The sequence below is a fragment of the Streptomyces fumanus genome, assembly GCF_014655295.1.
In the GTDB taxonomy this organism is placed as follows: domain Bacteria; phylum Actinomycetota; class Actinomycetes; order Streptomycetales; family Streptomycetaceae; genus Streptomyces; species Streptomyces fumanus.
In genome coordinates this window covers 222493-235716 of record NZ_BNBI01000007.1, presented here as the reverse complement: position 1 = coordinate 235716, position 13224 = coordinate 222493, and the positions used below count along the sequence as shown (strand labels likewise).

The 13224-nt window shown below is 72.9% G+C and carries 1 protein-coding gene (only partly in view); it reads right to left on the bottom strand.

Features of this window, described 5'->3' with window-relative positions:
- On the bottom strand, positions 1 to 13224 hold the 5' end (the start) of the coding sequence (locus tag IE316_RS17460) for a non-ribosomal peptide synthase/polyketide synthase (protein ID WP_190205285.1). 14001 nt of this gene lie to the left of the window's left edge; 13224 of the gene's 27225 nt are visible here — the first part of the coding sequence; the start codon lies at positions 13222 to 13224; its stop codon lies off the left edge, out of view.

The window sequence follows — 13224 nt, the reverse complement described above, 5'->3', positions numbered from 1 at the left end:
CGGGTCCCCGCTCTTCGCCGCCATCGCCTCGTCGGTGGGCTGCCAGGAGGCGGGGGTGCTGCCTGCGGGGACCCGGCCCAGGTAGTTGAAGCCGATCTGGGCGTGGGGCAGGGCGGCCAAAGTGTCGTCGGAGCTGAGGTAGCGCAGGATGCCGTACCCCAGACCGTCGCCGGGGACTGCCCGGAGCTGCTCCTTGACCCGCTTGAGCAGACGCCCTGCGGCTGTGTCGTCGGTGCGGATGGTGTTCGGGTCGAAATCGCCGATGTCCAGGCGCACGGGGTGCACGTTGGTGAACCAGCCGACCGTGCGGGAGAGGTCCATCTCCGGGGTCAGCGGCAGTCGGCCGTGACCCTCGACATCGACCAGGATGCGCCGGGTTCCCCGCCAGGCGGCGACCGCCGCGGCGAGACCGGTGAGCAGTACGTCGTCCACGCCCGCGTGGAAGGCGGCCGGGACCTGCGTGAGCAGGGCCGAGGTCACTTCAGCGGGCACGGTGACCGAGACATCCGTGACCGTGGACTGCACGTCACGCTCGACATCGACGGTCACCAAGGCGTGTTGCACGCTGAGGAGTTGAGACCACTCGGGCAGCTCGGCCAGCCGTTCGGAAGCCTGTGCCTCCAGCTCGCGCGCCCAGTGCCGGAAGGAGGTCGGTACGGCAGCCAACTCCGGGGTACGCCCCGCCGTCAGCGCCTCGTACGCCTCGGCAAGATCCGGCACCAACGCCTGCCACGACACCGTGTCCACCACCAAGTGGTGCACGACCAGCAGCAACCGGCCGGCCTCGTCCGGCCCGGCGTCCAGCCACACCGCCTGGAGCATCACTCCGGCGTGCGGGTCCAACCGCTCCACCGCCGCGGGAACCTGCTCGTCCAAGGCGGTCGACAGGTCCGCCGCCGACACCTCGACCCGGCGCACCCAGTCCTCGACGGGCACGGCACCCGGCTCGGGCACCACCAGGTGCGTCTCCGCCTCCAGCCTGGCCCGCAGTACGTCGTGGTGCTCGACCACCGTGCGCAGGGCACCGACCAGGGCGTCGAAGTCCAGCCCGGCCGGAACGACCACCACACCCGGCTGCACGACCCGGCCGAGGCCCTCCCGGCCGACCCGCGCCACCAACTCCCGCATGACCGGCGTCAACGGGATCTCACCGACGCCGGGCGCACCGGCACCGGGCCGTGCCCCGTCCGCCGTCGTCGCCACCGACGCCAGTCCGGCCGGCGTGCGCTGCTCGAAGACCTGCCGGGAGCTGATCACCAGCCCCGTCCGGCGGGCGTTCGACACCAGCAGCATCGACATGATCGAGTCGCCGCCCAGCTCGAAGAAACTGTCCTCGACCCCGACCTCCGCCAGGCCCAGCACCTCGGCGAACAGGGCGCACAGCGTCTCCTCGGCCGCCGACACCGGTACACGGCCCCCGGCGCCGGTCTCGGCCTCGGGGGCGGGCAGCGCCTTGCGGTCCACCTTGCCGTTCACCGTCAGCGGCAGCGCCGCCAGCGGCACGATCACGGACGGGACCATGTACTCGGGCAGAAGACCGGCCGCGTGCTCCCGCACCCGCCGGGCCTCGACCTCCGGGACGACATACGCGACCAGCCGCTTGTCCTCCTGGACGGTCACCACCGCCTGCCGCACCTCCGGATGCGAGGCCAACACCGACTCGACCTCGCCCAACTCCACCCGGAACCCACGGATCTTCACCTGCTCATCCGCCCGACCCGCGAACTCCAGCAGCCCGTCCGGCGTCCACCGCGCCAGGTCACCCGACCGGTACATCCGGCCGCCCTCGGCGAACGGGCACGCCACGAACCGCTCCGCCGTCAGGTCCGGACGGCCGTTGTACCCACGCGCCAGACCCGCACCGGTCACATACAGCTCACCCGTCACACCAGGCGGTACGGGACGCAGGTACTCGTCCAGCACGTACACCCGCGTGTTCCCGATCGGCCCACCGATGGCCGGCGGCGCGTCCTCCGACCCGATGCCCTCGGGGAGCAGCGTGGCCGTGGAGATGACGGTCGCCTCGGTCGGCCCGTACGTGTTCCACACCCGCGCCCCGTCCCGCCACCGAGCCGCCAGGTCGGCGCTGAGCCGCTCCGCACCCAGCACCCAGTTCCGTACGCCCGGCACCTCGGCCGGGTCGAGCACGCCCAGCAGCGACGGCACGACACTCGCGACCTGCACACCCGCCCTGCGGATCATCTCCACCAGCGCGCCAGGCTCCGTACGCTCCTCACTCGACGCGATGGCAAGCGTGCCACCACCGCCCAGCGTCACCGCCACATCCAGCACCGCGGCATCGAAGCTGAACGACGCGAACTGCAACGCCACCGTCCCCGGCTCCACGCCCAGCACCGGACGCATCACCTCGGCCAGGTTCGCCACCCCACCGTGCTCGACCGCCACACCCTTCGGCCGGCCCGTCGAACCCGACGTGTAGATCACGTACGCGAGCTGGTCAGGGGTGACCCGTGTGTCCAGCGGCTCCGCCGAACCCTCGACCGACCGGTCGACCAGCATCACATCGACACCGGACGGAACCAGCGCAGCCGTGGCCGACTCGGCCAACACCACCGACACACCACTGTCAGCGACCATGTACGCCAGCCGGTCCACCGGATACTCCGGGTCCAGCGGCACATACGCACCTCCGGCCCGCCACACCCCGAGTTGCGCGACGACCGAGTCGACACCCCGCGGCAGCAGCAGCCCGACGCGGCTCTCCGCGCCGACGCCCAGGCCCGTCAGGTGCCGGGCCAGCCGGTTCGCCCGCGCGTCCAGTTCGGCGTACGTGAGCGCCTCCGCGCCCGCGCGCACCGCCACCGCGTCCGGCGTACGCGCCACCCACTGCCCGAACAGGTCCAGCAGCGTGCTCGCGGAGACGGGCCGTGCGGTGTCGTTCCACCGCTCGGTGACGAGGGCGCGCTCCGCCGGCATCAGCGTGTCGAGGTCGCCCACGCGCACCTCGGGGTCGGCCGCGAACTGTTCCAGTACGCGGATCAGCCGGTCGGTCACGGCACGGACGGTGTCCTCGGTGAACACGTCGGGCCGGTAGTCCAGCCGCAGGTGGAGGCCGTCGGCCGGGTTGACGCCCAGGGCGAGGGCGAAGTTGGTCGACTCCCGCATGGCGGTGTCCGCGAGGGTGAGTCCCTCGGCGGACGGCGGGCCGGCCGGGTCGCCGGGGTAGTTCTCGTAGGCCATGAGGGTGTCGAAGGTGGCGCCCGGTCCGGCGAGCCGCTGGATCTCGGTGAGGCCGAGGTGCTGGTGGTCGAGGAGCGCGGACTGCTGGGCGTGGAGTGCGGCCAGGACGTCGGCCACCGTGCGCCCGGCGTCGAGGGCGACCCGTACCGGGACCGTGTTCAGGAACAGGCCCAGCATGTCCTCCATGCCGGGCAGCTCCGCCGGCCGACCGGCGACCGTGGCGCCGAAGACGACATCGCGCCGCCCGGCCAACTGCCCCACGACCACCGCCCACGCGGCCTGTACCACCGTGTTCAGGGTCACGCCCCGGGTCCGCGCGAGGGCGTCCAGGGCGTGGGCGAGCCGGTCGTCCGCCGTCGTGCCGACCATGCGGGTGAGGACCGGGTCGGTGCCGGTGGTCTGCCCGGCGACGAGGGTCGGCTCGTCCGCCCCGGCGAGCGCCTGCCGCCAGGCGGCACGGGCGGCGTCCTTGTCCTGCCGCGTCAACCAGGCCAGGTAGTCGCGGTAGGGCGCCACCGGCGGCAGTCCGCTCGCGCTGCCGCCTGCCTCGTAGCAAGCCCACAGTTCGCGCATGAGGATGGGCAGGGACCAGCCGTCCAGCAGGATGTGGTGAAGCGTCATCACCATGCGGTGCCGGTTCGGGCTGAGCTTGACCAGGGCGATGCGCAGCAGGGGCGGCCAGCTCACGTCGAGGCGCCGGGCGCGTTCCTCGACGCCGATGCGGTCGGATTCGGCCCAGGCGGCGTCCGCGTCCAGGTCGGACACGTCTTCCGCGCGCCAGGGGAGGTCGGCGCGGTCGTGCACGATCTGGACCGGCCGGTCGAGGCCGGCCACCTGCCGGAAGCCGACCCGGAGTGTCGGGTGGCGGTCGATCAGCGCCTGCCAGGACGTCCGCAGCCGGGCCGGGTGCAGGGGGCCGTCGAGGGTGAGGACGATCTGCTCGACGTAGACGTCCTCCGTCCGCTCGTCGAAGAGGGCGTGGAAGAGGAAGCCCTCCTGCAACGGTGACACCGGCAGCACCTCGGCGAGGTCCGGTACCGCGGCCTCCAGTTCCTCCACCTGGGTCTGGTCCAGCGTGACCAGGGGGAAGTCCGACGGGGTGCGGCCGCCGCCGCGCTGGGCCGCCAGGCCGGTGAGCATCGCGGCCCAGGTGTCCAGCAGGGCTTGCGCGTCGGCCGGGTCGAGCAGCCGTTCCGGCCAGGCCAGTCGCAGCGTCAGCTCGGGGCCGCCGGGGCGGTCGTGCACCATGCCGAGGACTTCGAGGGCGTGCATCACCGGGGCCTGCGGGTCACCGCCCTTGCCGAGCACCTCGTCGGTGGGCTGCCATACGCCGCCACCGCTCGCCGGGACACGGCCCAGGTAGTTGAAGCCGATCTGGGCGTGCGGGAGGTCGGCGCCGGCGAGGTGGCGGAGCATCCCGTAGCCCAGGCCGTCGCCCGGAACCGCCCGCACCTGCTCCTTCACCCGCTTCAGCAACCGCCCCGCAGCCGCACCACCAGCCCGCACCTCACCCGCGTCCACCGACCCCGCGTCCACACGCACCGGATGCACACTCGTGAACCACCCCACCGTCCGCGACAGATCCATCTCCGCCGCCCACGGCACCCGCCCATGCCCCTCCACATCGACCAGGAACCCACCGACCCCCCGCCACTCCCCCACAGCCGCCGCCAACCCCGCCAGCAGCACATCGTCCACACCCGCATGGAACGCCGCCGGCACCCGCGTCAACAACGCCGACGTCACCTCGGCAGGCACCGTCACCGACACCTCACGCACCGAAGCCTGCACATCCCGCACCGCGTCCACCGGGGCCGCCGTCAGCAGCGGATCACCACCGCCCAGCAGCTCCGTCCAGCGCGGCAGCTCCGCCAGCCGCTCCGCGCTCCCGGCCCGCGCCTCCAGCTCCCGCGCCCAGTGCCGGAACGACGTGGGCACCGCGGCCAGCTCCGGCACCCGCCCCGCCGCCAGCGCCTCGTACGCCTCCGCCAGATCCGGCAGCAGGGTCTGCCACGACACCGTGTCGACCACCAGGTGGTCCACGACGAGCAGCAGCCGCCCGTCCTGGTCCGGTCCGGCGTCCAGCCACACCGCCTGGAGCATCACCCCGGCGGCCGGGGAGATCCGGTCGGTCGCCCGGGCCAGTTGCTCGTCCAGGGCGGCCGTCAGGTCGGCGCCGGTGACATCGACCCGGCGCACCCACTCCTCCACCGGTACGGAACCCGGCTCCGGCACCACCAGCCGCCACCGCTCGCCCGACTCCAGCCCGGCCCGCAGTACGTCATGGTGGTCCACCACCGCACGCACCGCCGCCACCAGCGCGGCGAAGTCCAGCCCGGCCGGGACGGTGACGACGCCGGGCTGCACGACCCGGCCGATGCCGTTCCGCCCGACCCGGCCGGCGAGTTCGCGCATGACCGGCGTCAGCGGAATCGCGCCGGTGCCCGGGACGGTGGCGTCGGCCACCATGTCGTCCGCCGCGACGGCGACGGTCGCCAGACGGGCGGGCGTGCGCTGCTCGAAGACCTGCCGGGAACTGATCACCAGCCCCGCCCGGCGGGCGTTCGACACCAGCAGCATCGACATGATCGAGTCGCCGCCCAGCTCGAAGAACGACGCGTCGACCCCGACCCGCTCCAGGCCGAGCACCTCGCCGAACAGGCCGCACAGCAGCGCCTCGGCCGGTGTCTCGGGGGCGCGGCCCTCGCCCTGGGCGGCCGTCTCGGGGGCGGGCAGCGCCTTGCGGTCGACCTTGCCGTTCACCGTCAGCGGCAGCGCGTCGAGGACCATGATCGCGGCCGGGACCATGTACTCGGGTGACGTACGGGCCACGTGCTCGCGCAGCTCCTGCGGGTCGGCCTCCCGTCCTTCGGGGACGACGTACCCCACGAGCCGCTTGTCGCCGGGCCGGTCCTCGCGTACGACGACGGCGGCCTGCCGTACCTCCGGGTGCGAGGCGAGCACGGACTCGACCTCGCCGGGCTCGACCCGGAAGCCGCGGATCTTCACCTGCTCGTCCGCCCGGCCGGCGAACTCCAGCGACCCGTCGGCCGTCCACCGCGCCAGGTCACCGGAGCGGTACATCCGCCCGCCCTTGTCGAACGGGCACGCCACGAACCGCTCGGCGGTCAGGTCCGGCCGGTTGTGGTAACCCCGGGCCAACCCGGCACCGGTCACATACAGCTCACCCGTCACACCGGGCGGTACGGGACGCAGGAAGTCGTCCAGGACGTAGACCCGGGCATTGCCGATCGGTCCGCCGATGGCCGGGGGTGTGTCCTCCGACCCGATGCCCTCGGGGAGCAGCGTGGCCGTGGAGATGACGGTCGCCTCGGTCGGGCCGTACGTGTTCCACACCCGCGTCCGCGCACGCCAGCGGGCCGCGAGGTCGGCGCTGAGCCGCTCGGCGCCCAGCACCCAGTTCCGTACACCGGGCACCTGGGCCGGGTCGAGCACGCCCAGCAGCGACGGCACGACACTGGCGACCTCGACGCCCGCGTTGCGGATCATCTCCACCAGCGCGCCCGGCTCCGTACGCTCCTCACTCGACGCGATGGCAAGCGTGCCACCGCCCCCCAGCGTCACCGCCACGTCCAGCACCGCGGCATCGAAGCTGAACGACGCGAACTGCAACGCCACCGTCCCCGGCTCCACGCCCAGCACCGGACGCATCACCTCGGCCAGGTTCGCCACCCCACCGTGCTCGACCGCCACACCCTTCGGCCGGCCCGTCGAACCGGACGTGTAGATCACGTACGCGAGCTGGTCAGGGGAGACCTGTGTGTCCAGCGGTTCCGCCGATTCCTCGACCGACCGGTCGACCAGCATCACATCGACACCGGACGGAACCAGCGCAGCCGTGGTCGACTCGGCCAGCACCACCGACACACCACTGTCAGCGACCATGTACGCCAACCGGTCCGCCGGATACTCCGGATCCAGCGGCACATACGCACCCCCCGCCTTCCACACCGCCAGCAACCCCACCACCATCTCCACCCCACGCGGCAGACACAGCCCCACCCGCTCCACACCCACCAACCGCCGCGCCAGCACATCCGACCGCGCGTCCAACTCCGCATACGTCAACGCCTCCGCACCCCCGCGCACCGCCACCACCCCCGGCGTACGCACCACCCACCCCCGGAACAACTCCAGCACCGACCCCGCCGACACCGACCGCCCCGTGTCGTTGAAGTGCTCGACCACCTGGGAGCGCACGGCGGGTTCCAGTACGTCGATGTCGCTGACGCGCATGTCGGGGTCGGTCCGCATCTGTTCCAGCACGCGGACGAGGCGTCGGCTCATCCGGGTGACCTCGTGCCGCTCGAACACGTCGGGCCGGAAGTCGAGGCGGAGTTCGAGCCCGGTGCCCGGGGTGACACCCAGGGCGAGGGCGAAGTTGGTCGACTCGCGCAGTTCGGTGCCGGCGAGGGTCAGGCCCTCGACGGACGGCGGTACGGCGGGGTCGCCGGGGTAGTTCTCGAACGCCATCAGGGTGTCGAAGGTGGCGCCCGGTCCGGCCAGCCGCTGGATCTCGGTGAGTCCGAGGTGCTGGTGCTCCAGCAGCGCGGACTGCCTCCCCTGGAGCGCGGCCAGCACCTCGCCGACGCTCTGTTCCGCGTCGAAGGTGACCCGGACGGGGACCGTGTTCAGGAACAGACCGAGCATGTCCGCCATGCCCGGCAGCTCCGCCGGCCGGCCCGCCACCGTCGCGCCGAAGACGATGTCACGCCGCCCGGCCAACTGCCCCACGACCACCGCCCACGCGAACTGCACCACCGTGTTCAGCGTGACGCCCCGCGCGCGGGCCAACTCGCCGAGCGCGGCGGCCAGTTCCTCGCCGGTCCGGGTGGTCACCCGGTCGAGCACGGCCGAGGCGGGGAGGGTGCGGTCGACGGGGGCGACGAGGGTGGGTTCCTCGACGCCGTCGAGGGCCTCGCGCCAGGCTCGGCGGGCGGCGTCCCGGTCGCGGCCGGCGAGCCAGGCGGCGTAGTCGCGGTAGGGCACCACGGCCGGCAGTGCGCCGGCGTCGCCGCCCGCCGCGTAGCAGGCCCACAGCTCGCGCATGAGGATCGGCAGCGACCAGCCGTCCAGCAGCAGGTGGTGCAGGGTCACGATCATGCGGGTCCGGTCGTGTCCGGCGTCGACCAGGGCGACCTTCAGCAGCGGCGGGCGGGCGAGGTCGAAGCGCCGGGCGCGTTCCTCGGCGGCGATGCGGTCGGACTCGGCCCAGGCGGCGTCCGCGTCCAGGGCGGACAGGTCCTCCTCGCGCCAGGGCAGTTCGGCGTTCCGTACGACGGTCTGTACGGGCTGGTCCGTGCCGGCCGGTTGCCGGAAGCCGACCCGCAGGGTCTGGTGCCGGTCGAGCAGCGCCTGCCAGGACGCCCGCATGGTCGGGGCGTCGACCCGGCCGTGCAGGTCGACGACCATCTGCTCGACGTAGAGGTCCTCGGCCTGCTCGTCGAAGAGGGCGTGGAAGAGCAGCCCTTCCTGGAGCGGTGACACCGGCAGTACGTCGACCAGTCCGGGCAGGTCCGCTTCGAGTTCGTCGATCCGTTCCTGGTCGAGAGTGACCAGGGGGAAGTCGGACGGGGTGTGTCCGCCGTCGTGCCGGGCCGCGAGGCCGGTGAGCATCGCGGCCCAGGTGTCCAGCAGGGCCTGGGCGTCGGCCGGGTCGAGCAGCCGCTCGGGCCAGGCGAGGGTCAGGGTCAGTTCGGGGCCCGTGGGCAGGTCGCGCACCATGCCGAGGACTTCCAGGGCGTGCATCACCGGAGCCTGCGCGGCGCTGCCCTTGCCGAAGCTGTCGGCGGTCATCCGCCAGTCGCCGTCCCGGCCGCCGAAGCGCCCGAGGTAGTTGAAGCCGATCTGGGCGTGCGGGAGTTCGGCGCCGGCGAGATGGCGGAGCATGCCATAACCCAGGCCGTCACCCGGAACCGCCCGCACCTGCTCCTTCACCCGCTTCAGCAGCCGCCCCGCGGCCACACCACCAGCCCGCACCTCACCCGCATCCACCGACCCCGCGTCCAGACGCACCGGATGCACACTCGTGAACCACCCCACCGTCCGCGACAGATCCATCTCCGCCGCCCACGGCACCCGCCCATGCCCCTCCACATCGACCAGGAACCCACCGACCCCCCGCCACTCCCCCACAGCCGCCGCCAACCCCGCCAGCAGCACATCGTCCACACCCGCATGGAACGCCGCCGGCACCCGCGTCAACAACGCCGACGTCACCTCGGCAGGCACCGTCACCGACACCTCACGCACCGAAGCCTGCACATCCCGCGTGACATCGACGGGCGCGACGGTCAGCAGCGGATCGGCACCGCCCAGCGCCTCCGTCCAGCGCGACAGCTCCGCCAGCCGCTCCTGGCTCCCGGCCCGCGCCGCCAGCTCCCGCGCCCACTGCCGGAACGACGTGGGCACCACCGCCAGCTCCGGCACCCGCCCCGCCGCCACCGCCTCGTACGCCTCCGCCAGATCCGGCACCAGGACACGCCAGGAGACACCGTCGACGGACAAGTGATGGACGACGAGGAGGAGTTGACCGTGCGCTTCGGGTCCGGCGTCCAGCCACACCGCCTGGAGCATCACCCCGGCGTGGGGGTCGAGCCGTTCCACCGCCGCACGGGTCTGCTCTTCGAGGGCGGTCCTCGGGTCACCGGCCACCGCGACCCGGCGCACCCACTCCTCCACCGGTACGGAACCCGGCTCCGGCACCACCAGCCGCCACCGCTCGCCCGACTCCAGCCCGGCCCGCAGCACGTCATGGCGGTCCACCACCGCACGCACCGCCGCCACCAGCGCGGCGAAGTCCAGCCCGGCCGGCACCGGCACCGCGGCGGACTGGAACACCTCGCGCAGGTCGTCGGCGGCGACCCGCTCCACCAGTTCCCGCATGACGGGTGTCAGCGGCACCTCGCCCACGGCGGCGCCGTCGGAGCGCACGCCTCCGTCCAGGGGGACGGCCACCGCCGCCAGGCCCGCCACCGTGCGCTGCTGGAACACCTCACGGGTGGTGAGCACCAGGCCGGCGCGGCGGGCGCCGGACACCAGCAGCATGGAGAGGATCGAGTCGCCGCCCAGCTCGAAGAAGCTGTCCTCGACCCCGACCTCCGCGACGCCGAGCACCTCGGCGAACAGCGCGCACAGCGTCTCCTCGGCCGCCGTCTCGGGCGCCCGTCCGCGCGGACGGGACTCCGCCTCGGGGGCGGGCAGTGCCTTGCGGTCGACCTTGCCGTTCACCGTCAGCGGCAGCGCGGCCAGCGGCACGACCAGCGGGACCATGTACTCGGGCAGCCGCCCGCCCGCGAACTCCCGGAGCCCCGCGCTGTCGAGGCCCTCGGCCCGCGCGGGCACCACGTAGGCGACCAGCCGCCGGTCACCGGGCCGGTCCTCGCGTACGACGACGGCGGCCTGCCGCACCTCCGGGTGCGAGGCCAGAACGGACTCGATCTCCCCCAGCTCCACCCGGAACCCACGGATCTTCACCTGCTCGTCCGCACGACCGGCGAACTCCAGCAGCCCGTCCGGCGTCCACCGCGCCAGGTCACCGGAGCGGTACATCCGCCCGCCCTCGGCGAACGGGCACGCCACGAACCGCTCCGCCGTCAGGTCCGGACGGCCGTTGTACCCACGCGCCAGTCCGGCGCCCGCCACGTACAACTCCCCGACGACGCCCGCCGGGACCGAGCGCAGGAACTCGTCCAGCACGAACACCTGGGCGTTCCCGATGGGAGCACCGATCACCGGGGCCGGGTCCTCCGACCCGATGCCCTCGGGGAGCAGCGTGGCCGTGGAGATGACGGTCGCCTCGGTCGGCCCGTACGTGTTCCACACCCGCGCCCCGGCCCGCCACCGAGCCGCCAGATCGGCGCTGAGCCGCTCCGCACCCAGCACCCAGTTCCGTACACCGGACACCTCGGCCGGGTCGAGCACGCCCAGCAGCGACGGCACGACACTCGCGACCTGCACGCCCGCCCTGCGGATCATCTCCACCAGCGCGCCCGGCTCCGTACGCTCCTCACTCGACGCGATGGCAAGCGTGCCACCGCCCCCCAGCGTCACCGCCACATCCAGCACCGCGGCGTCGAAGCTGAACGACGCGAACTGGAGCGCCACCGTCCCCGGCTCCACGCCCAGCACCGGACGCATCACCTCGGCCAGGTTCGCCACCCCACCGTGCTCGACCGCCACACCCTTCGGCCGACCCGTCGAACCGGACGTGTAGATCACATAGGCGAGTTGCCGCGGGTCGATCACCGTGTCCAGCGGCTCCGCCGATTCCTCGACCGACCGGTCGATCAGCATCACCTCAACACCGGACGGAACCAGCGCAGCCGTGGCCGACTCGGCCAGCACCACCGACACACCACTGTCAGCAACCATGTACGCCAACCGGTCCGCCGGATACTCCGGATCCAGCGGCACATACGCACCCCCGGCCTTCCACACCGCCAGCAACCCCACCACCATCTCCACCCCACGCGGCAGACACAGCCCCACCCGCTCCACACCCACCAACCGCCGCGCCAGCACATCCGACCGCGCATCCAACTCCCCGTACGTCAACGCCTCCGCACCCCCGCGCACCGCCACCACCCCCGGCGTACGCACCACCCACCCCCGGAACAACCCCAGCACCGACCCCGCCGACACCGACCGCCCCGTGTCGCCCGGCTCCGTCCGGGGCCCGGCCGTGGCAGGGCCGGTGATGTGGGCCACGGGCGCGGTGGGCCGGGTCACCGCGTCCTCGATGAACGTGAGGAAGGAGCGCAGTGCGCCCTCGACCCATGCCTGGTCGTAGAGCGCGGAGTTGGCCTCGAAGGTGACCAGCATGTCGTCGTCGCCGGTGCTGCCGTCCACGACGACGCCGAAGTCCTCGACGCGTCGGCTGGGCACGTCCCGGACGACGCCCCGGGCGGGGCCGAAGCGGAGGTCGCCGCCGGAGGGGACGATGTTGACGTACGGGCCGAAGTGCCAGCGGTCGCCCTCGGGCCAGCCGAGTTCGCGGCGGAGCCGTTCGCCGCGGAACCGCTGGTGGGCCAGGACGTCCCGGACCTCGTGGTCGGCGGCCCCGGCGATGTCCAGGAGGCTCGATCCGGGGTCGAGGGTGAGGCGGAGGGGCAGGAGGTTGGCCATCGTGCGGGGCGTGCGGGTGGCGGGCTCGTCGGCCCGGCCGGTCACGGGGAGGCTGAGGACGATGTCTCCGGCCCCGGTGAGGGCGGCCGTGAAGGCTCCGACGGCGGCGATGAGCAACCGGGAGGTGCGCAGTCCGGCCTGGTCGGCGGCGGTGCGCAGGGCGGTGACGGCGGTGGGTGAGAGCCGGCCGGTCCGCCGCAGGACCTCGCCGTCGGCGGAGGGTACGGAGCGGTATCCGGGGACGCTGCCGAGTGCGGGGCGGTCCGCGAAATGCCGGTGCCAGTACTGGCGGTCGTCGGTGAAATCGGTGGAGTCGCGGTAAAGGGATTCCTGCTCGGTGATGTCGCGCAGGGCGGCGAAGGGGCTTTCCGGGAGGCTTTCGCCGGCGGTGAGCGCGGAATATATGTCAGCGGCCCGCCGGGCGACAAGGGTGCAGGCGAACCCGTCCATCAAAAGGTGGTTGTAGCACTGGAACCAGAGGTGCCGGTCGGGGGCGAGCCGGAAAAGGACGAAGGAGAAAAGGGTGTCGCCGGTGGCATCCTTGACACGTTCGAGTTCGGCGCGTACGCGTCTTTCGGCGCTCGCCCGGGGGTCGGGTTCGGCCTGGAGGTCGACGAGGGGAAGGTGCCACTCGGGCGGGCCGGTGAAGGTCTGGGTCACCCCGTCACCGTCCTCGTCGAACCGGGCGCCGAGCACGGTGGTCTCGGCGACGGTCCGGCGCAGGGCGTCCTCGAACACGGCCACGTCGAGGGGGCCGGTGATCTCGACGCGCTGGCCGACGTTGTAGAGCGCGCGGGAACTGTCCATGCGCTGCGCCAGCCAGATGCCTTCCTGGCATTCGGACAAGGGCAGGGTGAAACCGGCCTGACCGTTCAT